General features: G+C 70.6%; 5 protein-coding genes, 1 tRNA gene and 5 pseudogenes. 9 read left to right on the forward strand and 2 right to left on the reverse strand.

Going from position 1 to position 17,869, the window contains the following annotated elements:
* Positions 1 to 223 precede the first annotated feature (223 nt).
* From UK94_RS44200 to UK94_RS44230, 9 genes and pseudogenes are all read left to right on the forward strand, one after another.
* On the forward strand, positions 224 to 2,147 hold a 1,924-nt coding region (locus UK94_RS44200; protein WP_235487130.1), incomplete at its 3' end, for a DEAD/DEAH box helicase.
* An 836-nt stretch (positions 2,148 to 2,983) separates the two neighbouring features.
* A partial coding sequence (locus tag UK94_RS44205; protein ID WP_268761255.1) for a helicase-related protein occupies positions 2,984 to 3,446 on the forward strand: 463 nt, incomplete at its 3' end.
* Between the two features lie 737 nt (positions 3,447 to 4,183).
* A pseudogene (locus UK94_RS73115) lies at positions 4,184 to 4,710 on the forward strand (hypothetical protein); the annotation flags it as partial.
* A 1-nt stretch (position 4,711) separates the two neighbouring features.
* Positions 4,712 to 5,203: pseudogene (locus UK94_RS44210) on the forward strand (DUF1998 domain-containing protein); the annotation flags it as partial.
* 690 nt (positions 5,204 to 5,893) lie between these two features.
* A partial coding sequence (locus UK94_RS44215) for a hypothetical protein (protein WP_235487028.1) occupies positions 5,894 to 6,394 on the forward strand: 501 nt, incomplete at its 3' end.
* 68 nt (positions 6,395 to 6,462) lie between these two features.
* A pseudogene (locus tag UK94_RS44220) lies at positions 6,463 to 6,960 on the forward strand (hypothetical protein); the annotation flags it as partial.
* A gap of 2,407 nt (positions 6,961 to 9,367) precedes the next feature.
* A partial coding sequence (locus UK94_RS44225; RefSeq protein ID WP_235487030.1) for a hypothetical protein occupies positions 9,368 to 9,562 on the forward strand: 195 nt, incomplete at its 3' end.
* 4,569 nt (positions 9,563 to 14,131) lie between these two features.
* A pseudogene (locus tag UK94_RS73120) lies at positions 14,132 to 14,247 on the forward strand (hypothetical protein); the annotation flags it as partial.
* A 1-nt stretch (position 14,248) separates the two neighbouring features.
* A pseudogene (locus UK94_RS44230) lies at positions 14,249 to 14,361 on the forward strand (hypothetical protein); the annotation flags it as partial.
* Positions 14,362 to 15,868: 1,507 nt separating this feature from the next.
* Here UK94_RS44230 and UK94_RS08155 read toward each other — a convergent pair.
* Both UK94_RS08155 and UK94_RS08160 read right to left on the reverse strand, forming a co-directional pair.
* Positions 15,869 to 15,942: transfer RNA gene (locus tag UK94_RS08155), tRNA-Ala, on the reverse strand.
* Between the two features lie 95 nt (positions 15,943 to 16,037).
* Positions 16,038 to 16,784, reverse strand: a complete 747-nt coding sequence (locus tag UK94_RS08160) for a hypothetical protein (protein ID WP_235487032.1) — start codon at positions 16,782 to 16,784, stop codon at positions 16,038 to 16,040.
* Between the last annotated feature and the right edge of the window lie 1,085 nt (positions 16,785 to 17,869).

The raw sequence follows: 17,869 nt of genomic DNA on the forward strand, positions 1-17,869 counted from the left end.
GGGTGAAGTTGACGGGGACGCCGGTCGGGGCGGTCGAGCGGGCCGGCGCGTGATTCCGTCGTTGTTGGCGGGGGAGACGCGGGCCGGGGNCCTCGAATACCTGACGACGACGTTCGCGCTCGCGGACGATGAGGCCAGGGCGGCGCTACGGCAGTTCCTGGAGGACCGCGAGCACGGCATCTTCCGCGGTCCGTACCTGCGGCTGCGCACACCGTTCCGGTCGGTGGACGAGCACTGGCGCTCGCCGCTGGGCTGGTTGCCTCGGGACTTCCGGCCGCACATCCACCAGGCCCGGGCGTTCGAGCGGCTGTCCACCGACAGTCACAACGCCCAGCCGACGATCGTCACCACCGGGACCGGCTCGGGGAAGACGGAATCGTTCCTGATCCCGATCCTCGACCACTGCCGCCGGGCCCGGGAACGCGGCGAGGACGGGATCAAGGCGATCCTGCTGTACCCGATGAACGCCCTGGTCACCGACCAGGCCCGCCGCATCGCCCGCCTCCTGCACGACGAGCCGGCGCTCACCCGGGTGACCGCCGGCGTCTACATCGGCGGCACGGGAACGCACGCCGCCAGCTCACCGGAGCATCTCGTCGACCGGCGGGACGTCCTGCGGGAACACCCGCCGGACATCCTGCTCACGAACTACAAGATGCTCGACTTCCTGCTGCTGCGCCGCGAGGACGCGACGCTGTGGCAGCGGTCGGCGGCGTCGCTGCGGTTCGTCGTCCTCGACGAGTTCCACACCTACGACGGCGCCCAGGGTACCGATGTGGCGATGTTGTTCCGCCGGCTCGGCGCGACGCTGCGGGTCGCGGAACCAGGCCGGCCGCTGGGCCGGGTCGTCCCGGTGGCGACGTCGGCGACGCTCGGTAGCGGCACCCGGCGCGAGGACATGCGCGTCTTCGCCGAGCGGGTGTTCGGCACCCCGTTCGACGCCGACGCGCTGATCGGCGAGGATCGCCTCGACCCCGCCGAGGTCGTCGACCGCATCGACTTCACCCTGCCGGTGCCGAAGCCCGACGAGGTCGTCGCCGTCACCGAACCGGCCGCCGACGAGCCGGCGAGCTGGGCGGAGCTGGCCGCGGTGTTCGCCGGCCACGAGGACAGCGGCGCCGGCGCCCCCGGCGCCCCCGGCGCCCCCGGCCCCTCCGGCCCTGCCGACGGGGGCGGACTCGACCTCACCGACCCGGTGGTGCTCGGCGAGCGGCTCCGGACCCACTTCATCACCCGGGCCGCCCTGCAGGCGCTGTCCGCCACCCCGCTGACCCTGCGGGACGCCGTCGACCGGGTCGCCGAGGCGGGCGTGCTGTCCTGGGGGGTGCGCAAGGCCGAGCGGCCGGACGAGGTCGCGAGCGCGCTGCTGCGTTTCCTCGCGTTGCTCTCCTACGCCCGGGTGCGCGACAGCGCCGGCAACCCGCGGCCGTTGCTGCAGGTCGAGGTGCAGCTGTGGATCCGGGAGATCCGGCGGATGCTGCGGGCCGTCGACACCCGCCCCGAGTTCACCTGGTGGCACGACGGCGCACTGGAGATCGAGCGGACCTGGCTGCCGGCCGCCTACTGCCGGCACTGCGGCCGGTCGGGCTGGCAGGCGGTGGCGCCCGAGGTCGGCAACGTGCTGCGCCGCTCGCCGCTGGAGGTGTGGCAGGCCAGCGTGCGCGACCGGGCCCGGGTGCGAACCCTGCTGCTCGCCCGCGACGGCGAGGCCGACGTCCGCCACCTGGTGACGAGCACGCTGGAGCTGCTGGACACCCCGGACGAGGGCACGATCCCGGTGCTCGCGACCCCGGACGCGGAGGCCGCCGCCGATCAGCGCTGCCCGGCCTGCGGGGCCGACGACGCCGTCCGGTTCCTCGGCTCCAGCGTCGCCACCCTCGTCAGCGTCGCGTTGACCCAGCTCTTCGGCTCGGATCTGGCTGCCAACGCCGAGAAGAAGACGCTGGTCTTCACCGACTCGGTGCAGGACGCCGCGCACCGGGCCGCCTTCATCGAGGGCCGGGCGTTCCAGTTCAACCTGCGGTCGGTGCTGCTGGGGGCGATCGGGGAAGGACCGACGAGCCTGCACGCGGTCGCCCGCGGGCTGGCCGGGGCCCCCGCCGCCGACCTGTACGCGGTCACCCCGCCGGACTTCCCCCGCCGGCTCGNCCTGGAGGGGGAGTGGTTGCACCGGCCGACCGCCACCCTGCGCCGCATCCTGAACAGCCGGCTGGCCTTCCAGGCCCAACTCGAGTTCGGACTGCGCAGCCGGTTGGGCCGCACCCTGGAGCTGACCGGCGCGGTCGCCGTCGACTACGACGTCGACCTCGACAGGCTGGCCCTGCTCACCCGGGNCGTCCACGAGCAGCTGCCGGAGCGGGGCCTGGACGGCCTGCTGCCCGAGCCCGCCGGTTACGTGCCGTGGCTGTGGGGCCTCCTCGACCGGCTGCGGACGGGCGGCGGGATCATGCACGACTCGCTCGTCACCTACGTCAACCGCGACGGTGACCGTTATCCGATCTGGGGCGGCAGCCGCAAGGGGATGCCGAAGTTCCCCCGGGGCATGGCGGCGCCGACGTTCTTCACCTCCGGCTCGGGCGGACGGTGGCGGCAGTTCGCCGCCCTCAACCCGGCCGGGGACACCGCGACCTGGCTCACCGACTGGACCGTGCGCTGCCTCGGCGTGCCGGCCCGGGAGGGAAAGGCCCTGCTGCTGCGGGTCGCCGCGATGCTGGCCGGCGACGAGGTCGGCGTCTGGGCACGGCGGACGACGGGCAGCGGAGCCGTCGTGTACGGCTGGGATCCGGAGCGGATCCTGCTGCTGCCCGTCGAGGACGACGCGCTGGCCGGCGGGCGGGCGCGGATGCGCTGCGGCGTGTGCCGCTACGTCCAGCCCATCGCGCCGCATCGCCGGGCGGTGGTGGACGGCGCGCCCTGCCCGCGGTTCCGCTGCCCGGGGGTGCTGGCGGCCGAGGCCGGCGAGCCGGCCAACTTCTACCGCGGCATGTACCGCTCGGGCCGGGTGCGGCGCATCGTCACCCACGAGCACACCGGCCTGCTCGACCGGGCCCTGCGGGAGGACGTCGAGCGGCGGTTCAAGGCGAACAGCTCACCCATCGACCCGAACATCCTCGCCTGCACGCCGACGCTGGAACTCGGCATCGACATCGGCGACCTGGGCGCCGTCACGCTGGCGTCGCTGCCGCGGACGACCGCGAACTACCTGCAGCGGGTCGGCCGGGCCGGGCGGGCGACCGGCAACGCGCTCGTCCTCGCCGGCGTGCCCAGCGGGCCCCGGGATCTCTACTACTTCGCCGAGCCGTCGCATCTGCTCGACGGCGAGGTGACCCCGCCCGGCGCCTACCTGAACGCCACCGAACTGCTCTACCGCCAGTTCTTCGCCTACTGCCTGGACCGCGTCGCCGCCGGCGACCTGGTGCTGCCGAGCCCGCCGCCGAACCTGACCGNCCAGCTCGTCCGGCACGGCCTCGACCCCGGCGGCTGGATGCGCCGGCTGCTCGACGCGATCGCCGCGGCGGCCGCGGACCTGGCGGACGGCTTCCTCGACCTGTTCGGCCCGCACCTGGATGCCGCCAGCCGGGACAGCGTCCACCTGTTCGCCGCCGGCGGGGTGGAGGGGATGGTCTCGCGGGCGTTCGGCGACTGGCTCCGGNGCGAACGCGAACTCGGTGACCGTCTCGTCACCCTGCAGCAGGCGATCAACGATCTGGAGCGGCTGGGCCACCTCGACGACGAGCAGAAGGCCGACCGCCGCCGCTGGATCGGGGAGCGCAAGGCCGTCCGGTTCATGCTCGACCGGATGCGCGACACCCCGCTGCTCACCGGCCTGGAACAGATGGGCCTGCTGCCCAACTACACCCTGATCGACGACCGGACCGTCCTCGACGTCTCGCTGTGGTGGACCACCGACGACGGCGAGAAGGAGTACCAGACCGCCGAATACCAGTACGAGCGCGGCAGCATGACCGCCGTCGGGGAGCTCGCGCCCGGCGCGGCCTTCTACGCCCGTGGCCAGCGGATCCGCATCGACGCCGTCGACATCGGACCGCTCGACGAGCCGCTGTGGCAGGCGTGGCGACTGTGCCCGAACTGCGGATGGGNCACCTCCGACGCCGACGCGGCCGTCACCACCTGCCCCCGCTGCGGCGGCAGCGGCGTCGCCGACACCGGCGCGGTGCACCGGATGCTGCCGCTGCGACGGGTGTCCGCGCTGCACAGCCGGGACGACTCCGTCATCGACGACGACGCGGACGACCGGGAGCGGGTGCCGTTCACCCTGGTGTCCAGCGTCGACGTCGACCCGGAGCACGTCACGCGGGCCTGGCGCCTGAGCGGTGTCGCCTTCGGCGCGGAGTACGTGCGCCGCGCGGTGGTCCGCCGGATCAACGTCGGGCCGCGGGGCCGGTTCGGGCAGCGGCTGTCCATCGCTGGCGAGGAGGTGCAGGTACCGCGGTTTCCCACCTGCGTCTACTGCGGGGTCGTCAACGGCAGCCAGACCGACAACCCGCGCGGTACCACCCGGCACCGCGGCTGGTGCGCGACCCGCGGGGGCACCGCCGAGCGGTGGGAGGACCTGCTGCTGCATCACGACCTCGCCACCCAGGCGGTCCGGTTGCTGCTGCCGGTCTCCACCCTGCGGGTGTCCGAACGGCTGGTGTCGTTCACCGGCGCGCTGCTGCTCGGGCTCCGCCACGACTTCGGCGGCGACCCNCAGCACCTGCGGGTGGTCGCGGTCAGCATGCCCGACCGGCAGGGCGGCACCCGGCGTTACCTGGTCCTGCACGACATGGTGCCCGGCGGCACCGGCTACCTGGACCGCGTCGGTGATCCGGAGCGGCTGCGCGCCCTGCTGACCGCGGCGCGCACCCATCTCACCGACTGCCCGTGCCGGTTGGAGGGCCGGGCGGCCTGCCACCGCTGCCTGCTCGGCGTCGTCGAATCGCGTGACGTCGAGTACGCCGACCGGGCCGTCGCGCTCGACCTGCTCGGCCAGGTGCTCGACCACTGGGACATCGACGAGATCACCAGCGTCGCCGACATCAACATCGACCAGGTTGAACTGACCGAGATCGAGCTGCGTTTCGCCGAGCTGGTCCGCCGCTGGGTGGCCGAGCAGGCCGGCGCGGACAGCTCCGCGACGGCGCTGGCCGGGCCGGCCGGGCGGCCCGAGCTCGACATCCGGCTGCGGCTGCTCGACGGCGGCNCCATCCGGTGGCGGATGCAGGCCCAAGTGCCGGTCGACCTGCCCGCCGGGCGCACCATCCCCGACTTCCTGTTCACCCGGCAGGACGCCCAGAGCCTGCCGATCGCCGTCTACCTCGACGGTCGGCGCTATCACGCCTCCGTCGAGCACAACCTCACCGACCGCGACGCCCGGCAACGGCGCTCCCTGCGGGCTGCGGGCTACCGGGTCTGGTCGCTGACGTGGGACGACGTCGAAGGCTTCGCGCGGATGCTCGACGACCTCGGCGCGGGTGGGGACGTCGACGACAACCTGGTCGACGTCGTGACGCAGAACCGGATCCGGGAGCGGGTGGCCGACCCGCGGCTGCCGGTCGTCTGGGGGAACCCGATGACGACGCTGGTCACCTACCTGACCGACCCGGAGGCCGCGCTGTGGGCGGAGGCGGCGGTGGCGGCGGCCCTGGCCCTCGTCGCGTCGAGCACCGCGCTGCCCTCGGTACTGACCCGGGCCGGCCTGGTGAGCCACCTGGNCGCCGCGGGGCGCGGGGACGCTTCGCCGCAGCCGGCCGGTGCTGCCAGCACACCGGGGGTCGGCGCCCCTGGCGCGGCTGGCACCGGATCGATGGTGTGGGCGGCTCGGACTTCGCGCCGGGGCTGCCCGCTGTACGTGATGGCCGAACGCGGCGACGTGGCCGGTACGGTCGGGCTGGTGGGCGTTCTCGATGACCGGGACGAGGTCGTCGGTGGCACCGACCATCGCGCCGCGTGGATGGACTGGCTGCGGTGGGCCAACCTCGCCCAGTTCCTGCCCCGCCCCCGCTCGGACAGCGTGGCCTCGCGGCAGTTCGCGGACTTCGTCACCGTCCGGGAAGCAGACACCTATGATCCGTCGCTGCATCCGCTGGCGGTGGCTCCCCGCAGCGAGCCCGGCCTGGCGGTGCTGCCCGCCGGTTGGGAACCGGTGCTGGACCTGGTCGACCCGACGCTGCGCCCGCTCGCGCTTCTCCTCGTCCGGGGCCGGCCGGAACTGGCCGTGCCCGAGCCTGGCTGGGAGGTCGGACCGGACAACGCGGCCTGGCAGCTCGAACTCGCCTGGCCCGACGACCGGGTGGCCGTGGTCCTGGACGCCGAGCCGGCCCGGGACGCCTGGCTCGACGCCGGCGGCTGGCTGATCGTGACGTGGCAGGAAGGAACCGATCCGGGACCGGCGNCGGCCCAGATCATCGACCGGCTGGGTGGCCAGCCCAACGAAGGCAACGACCTGGAGGTGGAGGCCCGGTGACCGTCAGCGTCATCCTGTCGGACCTGTTCCAGGCGTCGTACGACGCTCTGGACGGCAGCATCAAGACCCGGGTCATGGACTTCCTGATGAAGCTCCAGCGCGCCCCCGACACACCCGGGCTCGACCTCAAGCAGCCGAAGGGCGCCATCGACCGGCGGGTGCGCACGGCACGGGTCAACGACAACTTCCGTGCCGTCCTCCTGGAACTGCCCAAGTCGGCCGGGTTCGTCCTCGCCGCGGTCAAACCGCACGATGACGCCTACACCTTCGCCAGCCACGTCCGGTTCGGCATCAACGAGGTCACCGGCGCGCTCGAACTGACCGACACCCTGGCGCTGAGCGAGGCGACCGCGACGGCCGTGGCGCATCCCGTCCCGGCCGGCAAGCCGCCGATCCTCGGGTCGCTGCGCGAACGCGACCTGGTCCGGCTCGGAATCGACAGCACGGTCGCCGGTGACCTGCTGCGCATCGCCGACGAGGACCGCCTGCTCGACNTCGCCAGCAAGCTGCCCCGCGCCCAGGCGGACGCGGTGCTCGACCTCGCGGCCGGTCGCAGCGTCGACGAGGTCTGGGCGGACCTCGTCGGCGACGAAGCCGGNGAACCGGCCCCCGCGACCGACGATGTGCTGGTCGCGCTGGAACGGCCGTTGTCGCGGCTGAGTTTCTCCAACCCTGCCAGCGAGGCGGATCTGCGGGCGGTCCTGGAAGGTTCGTTCGAGAAGTGGCGGGTGTGGCTGCATCCGCTGCAGCGCCGGATCGCCTACCGGCACGGCTACGGCGGCCCGTTCCGCGTCACCGGCGGGGCCGGCACCGGGAAGACGGTCACCGCTCTGCACCGGGCGGTGCACCTGGCGGGCGCCTACCCGAATGACAAGATCCTGTTCACGACCTTCACCCGGACGCTCGCCCAGTCCATCAAGGAGAACCTGGTCAAGCTGGCCGGGCCGGCGATCCTGCAGACCGTCGACGTGCTGACCATCGATGGCCTGGCCCNCCGGGTTCTGGCGGCGACCGACACGGACCGCGAGAAGATCCGCAAGGTCACCGTCCTCGGTGACACCGATCAGAAGATCCGCGACCTGTGGGAACAGGCCGCCNCCAGCGCCGCCGGAAACGCCGCCTCGACCGCCTGGTCCGTCGACTTTCTCATCACGGAATGGTCGACCGTCGTCCTCGCCCAGGGCATCACCGACCGGGCCACCTACCTCAAGGCCACCCGAGCCGGCCGGGGCCGGCGGCTCAGCCGGATCGACCGGGCCGCCCTGTGGCAGATCTTCGAGCGGTTCGCCCTGCTCCTGGACGCGCATGAGCGGACGACCTTCATCCAGATCGCGAGCCGGGCCGCGCAGGTGCCGACCAGCGGGGTTGTGTACCGGCACGCCGTCGTCGACGAGGCNCAGGACCTGCATCCCGCCCACTGGCGGCTGCTTCGCCACGTGGTGCCGAGTGGACCGGACGACATCTTCCTGGTCGGCGACGCGCACCAGCGGATCTACGCCTACAAGGTCACCTTGTCGACGCTCGGCATCGAGACGCGGGGTCGTTCCCGCCGGTTGACGGTCAACTACCGCACCTCCCGGGAGATCCTCCGCTGGTGCATGGGCGTGATCGCGGGCACGACCGTCGACGACCTGGAGGACGCCGCGGACACCCTCGCCGGTGCGCGCTCGGAGTTCACCGGACCGCCGCCGAGAACCCGCGGCTATGTTCGGCGCGAGGACGAGCTGTCCGCGCTGGCGTCGGCGGTCCAGGAGTGGATCGGCAGCGGGATCTTGCCGAACGAGATCGGCGTGGTCGCGCGGACGCGGCAGTTGGTCGAGGAGGCGGAGAAGGCGCTGCGGGGCGCCGGGCTCGACGTACTCGTGCTCGCGTCGGATTCACCAGACGACGCCTTGCGGCCGGGCGTGCGGCTGGTGACCATGCACCGCGTCAAGGGCCTGGAGTTCCGCGCGGTAGCCCTGGTCGGTTTCGAGGAGGGCATCCTGCCGTTCCCCGTCAGCGACATCGACGACGCCGAGGAACTAGAACGGCGCTTGGCCCAGGAACGATGCCTCGCCTACGTAGCCGGCTCCCGCGCCCGCGAACACCTCCAGGTCACCTGGACCGGCCGCCAGTCGCCGCTCCTGCCTCCGTCTCCGGAGGAACGGTGAATCCGGAGCCGGCGGGGTTTGCTGAGATAGAGCCATCTGCCCCCGTCTTGCCGCCGCTTATACCCGATGACGGGCGAACTGGTCGTACATCCNCTGACCGAATCGCTCGGCCTCCGCCTCGCTGCCGCCGTGACCGACCGCCAGGTACGACCGGTGATGCGCGATCTCGTGGAATACGGTGACCACCGCCGTCTCGATGTCCTGAAGTCCAAGGCTGGATACTTGGATAAGAGGGCGGCGGCGCGGGCCGAGGAGTGCCCGGCCGTGTCCGTCGCGCGGGCTGGCGCCAAACGCGGGGAGGCCGTGCGGGCCTGCCAGCACGGGCACATGCTCGATGTCGTAGCCGCGCACGCTCATGCCGCGGCGCCCCAACGTTCTCGTCACGTGGCGGATACTCAGCGCCGGCTGGACCCTACCCGCCGACCGTCTTCGAGCTGACCGATCTTCCATCGCGAACCTCGCTGCTAGCCACCAAATCTTCGTCCGATCGGGATTCAGATCAGCAGGACCGGCATCGGTCGGTCGATGCTTCCGGACGACCTCGGATGAGCTCGGAAGGGTCGGACGGTGTTCGTCCAAGGAGGCGGGCCTATAGCGCAGAACGGCTGCCTCTCGTATGCTGTCCGGGAACGTCCGACCGGACGCCGGAGGGGTGATCACGCTGACGTCGGCCGATGTTGCCGATCTCTCAGNCGTTCGCACGTGGCTCGATCTCGCGTCGTATCTCAAGGGCATCCACCGACGAAGCGGAATGAGCCTCACCGAGCTCGAAAAGGCCGGGAGATCCCTGGCCCGGACCGATCAGGGGCGTCGCGACCTGCCGACCAGCAGCGTCAGCGATGCTCTGAACGGCAGGCGGCAGGTCAAGAAGGACCTGCTGGAGAGCCTCCTTGCTGCATGGCGGGTGTCGCCGGAGGAGCGCGGGCGGATAGTCGACGCGTGGAAGNGGATCAATGCGACCGTCGGCCAGGGTCCCGCCAATGCCGGACGCGTCGATGAGGCGTCCCCTCGCGAGCTGGGAGTTCATCCCGCGATTTCGGCGCCCGGAGCGATTGGCCAGCTCCCTAGCTACGTGCGGCGGGACTTCGACGGCCAGCTCCGCGATCTGGTNGCGCGAGGCGTCGAGGAGGGGTGCTTCGTCCTCCTGGTGGGCGGATCATCGTGCGGCAAGACCCGATCCCTCTACGAGGCGGTCAGCGACCTTGTGCCTGAGCGGTGGTTGGTACAGCCGACGAGGACTCAGGAGATCCATGATCTCCTGGAGATGCNGACCGAACNCACCGTGTTATGGCTCGACGAACTCCACCGTTTTCTCGGCGCCGATCCGCCGCTACGTAGGGCGGACATCATCACCCTCGTCCGGCGGGCGAAGATGATCGTCGTGGGTACCCTCTGGCCGGACCACTATTTCGCACGGAAGCGGCTCAGCCGTGGGGACGGCGGCGATGTCTACGCCGAGGACCGACTGCTACTCGATTTTGCCGACGTGATTTCCGTGCCAGAGGCCCTGACCCCGGACGAAAGGGTGCGGGCGAGCACGCTCGCCGCTACCGACAGNCGAATTCAGGTCGCTCTCGCGGCGGCGGACGCCGGACTCACTCAGGTGCTGGCCGCGGGACCTGACCTGGTGAACCTGTGGGAGCAGGCACCAGACCCGTACAGTACGGCGATCCTTTCGGTCGCGGCCGATGCTCGCCGGCTTGGCGTCCGAAGCGCACTGTCCTCGCGGTTACTTACCGAGGCAATGGCCGGTTATTTGTCCCGGACCCAGCGGGTGCCACATCCTGAATCCTGGCTGGACCGTGCATTACGCCATGCCACGAGTGAGTTGTACGGGGAGGTGTCGGCCCTTCGCCCGGTCAGCGGCAAGCAGGTGGGAAGCGCAGGAAGCGTCGAAGGCTACGAGGTGGCGGACTACCTGACCCAGTACATCGGCCGCGTCCGCCGCTGCGAATGCCCACCGCACAGCCTGTGGGCGGTCCTGGTCACCGCGACCCGCGACCCCGATGACCTGCGCCGGCTGGCAAGCACGGCCCTCGCTCGGATGCGCTACGAGTACGCCGAGCCGGCTCTGCGCAAACTTCACCAGGCCGGCGACCAAGGTGCCACCATCGAGCTGATGACGTTGCTCCGGCGCCAGGACCGACTGGGGGAGGNGATGGTGGTGGCCGACGACTGGGTGGCGGCCGATCCAAGGGATCAGCATCGCCGCGGCGCGCGCGCGGAACTCATCCGGCTGCAAGTCCGAGTCGAGCAGCTGCGGGAACAGGCGGCGAGCGACTCTGGTGCCGGGGATTTGCTCGCTGAGCTCCTGGCCGACGGTGGACAAGCCGATGCGATGCGTGCCCGTGTCGCCACAGGCCACGCCGTCGCCGCCGAGGACCTCGCCGATCTGCTGNCCGAGCGCGGATGCGTGGAGNAACTGCGGGAGCTCGCGGACAGTGGCCGTCGATTCGCCGCCGAGCGTCTCGCTGAACTTCTGTCGAGCCTGGGGCGAGCCGACGAGCTACAGAAACGGGCCGACCGCGGTGACCCTGCGGCCGCACTTTATCTGACTCGGCCGGTGGGGCAGAACGCGGCGAGCAGCGGCGGCGACTTCGCGCAGCTTCGGGCTGCCGCCGACGGCGGCGACGAGGAAGCGGCCAGCGAATTGACCGCGCTGCTTTTCGATGCGGGCGACCAGGCCGGCCTGCTGGACGAGGTCAACGCCGGCACCTATCTGGCGGCGGAGCGGTATCTCGCCCTGCTCACTGCCGCCCCCGAGGTCGACCGCCACCACATCCGGACGATCCGGGCGTTCGGCCTGCGGGCCGACGGACGGCCTGCCGACCCCGCAGCGACGCTGTGACAGGCCGCCGCATCGAGCGCCGCGCTTCACGCGCGCCGGCCGCCGCGCGACGACACGATTCCGCGAAAGGGACACCGTGGCCAACGATGAACTGACTCCCTCCGACAATGCGATCCTCATCACGCTGATGGCAGAGGCCCGCGCGATGCTTAACACNGAACTTATCGAACGCTACGGGATTGATGTCGAGAAGTCGAGACGGGAGAAACTAAATCGGTTGAGGCTGGTGCGTAGTGTGCGGTCTGGCCGAACCTATCTGCATGAACTGGACGACAAGGGCTGGGTATGTATTCAAGATCAACTAGATGTCAGTAGTCCGAAGGCGAGGGCCATCGGGGGAGCGCTGGCCGCGGTCCACATAAACCTTGTGGAACGGGTCATGCCACGTAGCGGTTACCGCAGTCTCGGTGAGATGTTTGCTCGGGTGAATATCGCGTCGGGCGAGCGGCCCAGTAATCTGGAAATTCGTCTGCGCAATACATATGCAGCGCTGGCCACCGAGCCGGCGGCATGGGTCGCCTTGGNCAGGCTTCGNCCGTTCTTCGCCGACGTGGATGATGCTGACTTGGATGAGGCACTGCTCAGGCTGAGCCGGGCCAGCGACGTCGACCTCGTCCCGGAGAACAACCAGAAGATACTCACCGACACCGACCGGGCCGCGTCGATCCGCGTTGGTGGTCAGGACAAGCACCTGCTGGCGATCGGGGTGCGATGAACGATGAGGAGCGGGCCGCCCTGGCCTCGNTCAGGCTCAACTGGGCACCAGTCCCCGACGATGTGTGGNGGCCGTTGCCGTTCCACGTNGAAGGGCTGCACGCGGGCGCTGTCCAGATGGTGCGGGCGGGTCTTCTCGAGGCCGCCGCCAGCAGGGACGGCAGCCCGATCGGCCTGGTACTGGAAGGACAACGCGGCTCCGGCAAGACCCACCTGCTCGGCTGGTTACGGGAGCTGGTCCAGGCCGACGGTGGTTACTTCTTCCTCGTCAGCCTGCTCAGCGCGAAGGATTTCTGGGCGAGTGTCCTGGCGTCGATGCTCGATGGACTGGCCCGCCCGGTGNCCGGCGGCGAACCCCAGCTCCGGCTGCTACTAAGGCGGCTGTCGTCTCATGTCGGTGCCCCGCGTTCGGCTCGGCGTGCCTTCATGGGCGAGATCGGTCTGACCAGGGACGCCTTGGATGCCTTCATCGAATGCCTGGGTGCGGTGGACGACTACGTCGCCCGCACGAGTCGGGAGACCGCTCGCGCGTTGGCGCTCAGCGCATCGGCCGACGTCGCCCACCAGGATGTCGCGGANAATTTTTTTTCCTGCGACGACGAAGGGAGTCCCGGCGAACGTGCCGCCTGGGGAATGCGTCGGGCTCCGCGCACGCCAGAGGAGATAGTCCGAGAGCTGTCGTACCTGCTCGCGTTGACTGGGNCGGCCGTGGTGGCGTTCGACCAGATCGACGTGTTGCTGGCCCAGTCGGCGCTGGGTGGCGACCTGGCAGCCCGGCAGCCGGCGGACAGTGCGGACGAGTGGCAGCAGGCCATGGTGCTGGAGAGCGTTGCCGGCGGACTCATGACGCTGCGGGAACGGACCCGGCGCACGCTTACCGTGGTCGCGTGCATCCCCACGTCCTGGACGCTGATCAAGACGAAGGCGACCGACACCGTGCGTGACAGGTTTCGGGAGCCCGGCCGCCTGTCCACGATCAAGAATGCGGAGCTGGCGCAGGAGATCATTGCGCGCAGGTTCGCACCGCACTTCAGCGAGCTCGGATTCGCACCGCCGTACCCCACTTGGCCAGTGCACCCAGAGGCTTTTCGGGACGCGGGCGACTTTACGCCGCGGCAACTGCTGATGGTCATCGACTCGCATATCCACGCCTGCCTGTTGGCCGGCGAGGCCCGGGAGCTGCTTCGGCTCGGCGATCCGCCGACGGGTGAATCGCAGCCGACCCGGGTGCCGCCCTTGACGATCGGCGCGGACGCTCTCACGCAATACGATGAGCGCTTTGACGCCTTGAAAAAGGCCGCGGATGTGACCATACCGCTGGAGGTCGACGCGGAGGACACGGTGGTCCCGAAGCTGCTCGAAGCCGGCTTGGCCGCGTGGATGCTAGAAAGGGCAGAGAACGCGGACTCATTCACCCTCGATCCGCCGCCCAGCGCGAAGCCAGATCTGCATGCGCGNCTCCGGCTGACCCTAAATGAGAACACCGAGGACGAGGTCCACTGGTGCTTCCGGGCAATCAGCGACCGGCATCATGGTAATGCGGCTCTACATCGGTTGCGGCGAGCCCGCACCGCCGCCGGTCTGGACCCGGCGGTGCCCAAACGGAAGCTCTTTCTGCTGCGGAACGAATCGTGGTCGAACAGCATCAAGACCAGGCAGGAACTTGATGCACTGGCGGCGGCCGGCGGNCAGACCCTGAAGCTAGACAACGAGGACCTGCGGATTCTCACCGCGCTGCGCACGCTGTTCGAGGAGGACCCGGTCGGCGTGCGGCCTTGGCTGACGGCGCGACAGCCCGCTCAGCAGATCACGGTGCTTCGGGTGGCGCTCGGGGACACCCACTTCTGGCTGCCGTCCGCGGCTACGCCCTCCGAGGTAGCCGGCTCGTCACGGTTCGCGCCGGCTCGGGGAGAGGGCCCAACATCAGTCACCGAGCCGGCCGAGGACCCGCCNACGGGCGCCCCGCCGGCACTCACGGTCGGGCGCGACTATCACACCCGTGAAGCCGTCACGCTTGAGCTCGAAGCGTTGCGCAAGCACACGACCATCTTCGCGGGGTCGGGTTCGGGNAAGACCGTGCTGATCCGTCGGATCGTGGAGGAGTGCGCACTACAGGGTGTCTCATCAATCGTTCTTGACCCAAATAACGACCTCGCGAGGCTCGGTGATGGTTGGCCGGAACCNCCGCCGCAATGGGGTGACGGCGACGNGGCCAAGGCCGCGGATTATCTGGAACGCACCGATGTGGTGGTCTGGACGCCCCGTCGGGATGCCGGTCGGCCACTGAGCTTTCAGCCACTGCCTGACTTCCGCGCCACCCTGGATGATCCCGACGAGTTCGGNGAAGCCGTCGAGTCGGCCGTCGCAGCGCTGGCGCCCCGGGCGATGCTGAGCGGACGCGCCGCCAAGGCGCATCTTGGCCGGNCTGTGCTCCGCCGAGCGGTCGAGGACTTCGGACGACGCGGAGGTGGTCGGCTCACCGGACTCATCGACACTCTGGCCGATCTTCCAGAAGGCANCATCGACCTCGACGGAGCCGAAAAGATCGCCGCAGGACTGGCTCAGGCGCTNAGCGCCACCATGGTCAACGACCCGCTGTTCGGTGGGACGGGTACGCCGATCGATCCCGGGCTGTTGCTCACCCCTGCGCCAGGTAAACGTGCCCGGATCTCGGTCATCAGCTTCATCGGCTTGCCGGACGACGAGNCACGNCAGAGTTTTGTCAACCAACTGCAGATGGCCCTCTTCGCCTGGATCAAGAAGAATCCGGCCGGCGACCGCCCGCTTCTCGGTTTGCTCGTGATGGACGAGGCACAGACTCTTGCCCCGTCGGGCGGCATGACCGCCTGCACCCAGAGCACCCTTGCTCTGGCCTCACAGGCCCGCAAGTACGGTCTTGGCCTGGTCTTCGCCACTCAGGCACCCAAGGGCCTGCACAACCGCATTCCCGGAAACGCCGCCACCCAGTTCTACGGCCTGCTCAACAGCCCGACGCAGGTTGAGGCGACCCGGGAGATGGCTAAGGCGAAGGGTGGGGACGTCCCGGATATCTCCAGACTGCGAAGCGGCGAGTTCTACCTGGCCGCCGAGGGTGGGGNGCCGCNCAAGATCCGTACACCCCTGTGTTTGAGCCACCACCCGCGCAGCCCGCTCACCACCGAAGCAGTCATCGCCCGCGCCCGCGCCAGAAAGTAATATTCATACGGTGTTGCGTTGGAGTCGGGAAGTGCCAGGTGGGACTGGATGCCGGAGTGCTGGCCTGTCCTCCGACAAGCCAGACGGCCCGTCCTGCCGGGTGATGGTGGCCATCGGCGGGAAGGGTCTGGGCGGACCAGTTCCGTAGAGCCGAGGTGCATCGCCGCTACCAACCCGCCGCCCCTCGCCGTCTCAGATCACCTGGGACGTGCCAGTGGACTCGAGCGCCGTCCGCGCTCGTCGACATGCAGCTCGTGCTCATCGGTAGGCGTCTCACCCGCAGTCGTGCCGATAGCCGTGGCCGTGTGACCGGCGGCATGCCGAGCCTGCGGCGATCAGACCGCAGCGATTGACATCTCCTGTGTGGCAGATCACAGCCGTTCTGCGCCGTTGGCTGTCGCTGGGTGACGTCCAGTCCCACGGACGAATGACGGACAAATGATCAAAGGCCTTGATCGAATCTTTCCGATCAAGGCCTTGACCTGCGAGTATCTGTGGAGGTGAGGGGACTCGAACCCCTGGCCTCCTCCGTGCGAGGGAGGCGCTCTACCAGGCTGAGCTACACCCCCTGGAAGTAACTGAAGCTTACAGGACGGCGAGGACCATGTGACGACCACCCCCGGTCGGAGTGCCTCGCCGTCCATCTGCCGGTCCGGAGCGCGGGTCAGCCGATCCGGACCGTGCGGTCGCTGTGGGCCTCGGAACGGGCCTCGCTGCCGGACTCGGAGCGCGCCTTGGAGCGGGCGGCGGGGAGGGCCACCTCGGTGAAGTCCGCTCGGCGGCCGGGGTGCTCCGCGGCGCCAATCGGGACAGCCGCGGCTGCCGGGACAGCCGCGCCCGCCGGGACAGTGGTGCCGGCCCGGAGCGGGGCGCCTGGACGCCGCGCCGGGGAGCCTGTGCGGGCGGGCGTCGCGCCGGGGCCGACGGGACGATCGGGGCTGGCCCAGCCGCGATGGTCGCGAATGCCGGGGGCCTGCTGTGCCCCGGAGCCGAGGAGGGTCGCGAGGAGGTGGTCGAACAGGTAAGCGGCGGCGGTCGGTCGCAGCAGGCCCGCCTCGTGGCGGGACCAGCCCCAGGCGCGGGCGCCGTCGACGACGAGTTCCTGGTCCGGCCCGGCGCCGCCGGGGAAGGCCAGCCGCGCGTCGGCGGGCGGCGGTGAACCGTCGAGGGGACGGTGGGCCCACAGTTGCAGGGCCTCCTCGGGGCACCATCCCTCATCGCGGACGGCTACCTGCCACGCCGCCCGACCGGGCCGGTACACGGCGAGCCGGACGGACGTGCCCCGGCAACGGAAGTGCAGGCCGACTCCGTCCGGGTGGACGCCTCGTATCTCGACCGGTACCGCGGAGCTGCCCGGGCAGACGAGGTATCCCTCGTCCCGCAGACGGGCCATCCACGCCTCGAAGGACACGGCGGATGCTGCCTTCCTGATCGATACGCACGTCGGGGGACTCCCACCGGAGGATCGGCGAGCTGCCGGNCGGACCTGGGCCGGGACATCGCGCGCGGCAGGCCACCGTTGAGCCGATCCGAAGACTGATCGGTCGACGTCGCCTGCAGTGCGTCGCGGATCCTCGGGGACCTCGGCGAACGCCGGATGCCCGCGTTCGGTGGGAGATGGCGGAGCGGTGCCTCTCGCCATCTCGACCGGAGGTGGCGGTCAGGGGCGCGGCCGGCTCGTTGCGGGGCCGGTGACCGGGACGGCGGACGATCAGCGGGAATCGGCCCGCCGGTCAGAATGGTCCTGCGCCCAGGTTCGATGCACCGAACTCCGAGGCCCCTCGCACCCGGGCCGGCCCTGAAACTAGCGGGCCGACCGGCTCGTCACGCTGGCGGCGNGCCTTAGTGGGCGCGAGGGCTGGGACAACACGGACAGCTCCCGGGACGACAGACCACTCGCCACGCCCAGTGAGGGGCGGCGCTGTGCTGCAAACGGAGCGTCACCTCTCCATTATGCATGGGGGCCGATTCGGGTGCCGGCTCGCGGACACCCGGTGGGCGGTTCGGGGCTGACCGGGACGAGGCCGGGCGGGGTGCTCGGGCGGCCGTNCCGGGCGTCTCCCGGCGGTCCTCCCGTAACGGTTCCGGTGGGGCATCCCGTCGGCCCGGCGGTTTCCGGACCCGGCGGCGAGGACTCCGCGGCCGTGCCCGTCCGCGCAGTTCCGGTGGGTGCCGTGGCCCCCGCCGGCCGACGCTCGGTCGACTGCCCGCCGGCGGGCGGTCAGCGGTCGGCGCCCGGCGGGCCGGCTGCGGCAGGGGGCCAGGGCGGACCGGGCCTCGTCGCCGACCGTGTTGGAGCAGGTACGGCCGATCGTGCGGCCGTCTCGCGGGCGGGGACCCCCATGCCAGCCTGGCAAGGCGGCTGGCGTTTGGCACCGGGTCGGGGATCACCTCGCTCGGTGGGAGGAGCGCCGATCGGCGCTGGGGGTCCGACCGGGGGATACCGGGTTGGTGGCGCCGCCCCGCGGGCGTCGGACTCGGTGGGGCCCGATCGGG

The organism is Frankia sp. AvcI1 (assembly GCF_001420875.1).
GTDB classification, from domain to species: Bacteria; Actinomycetota; Actinomycetes; order Frankiales; family Frankiaceae; genus Frankia; species Frankia alni.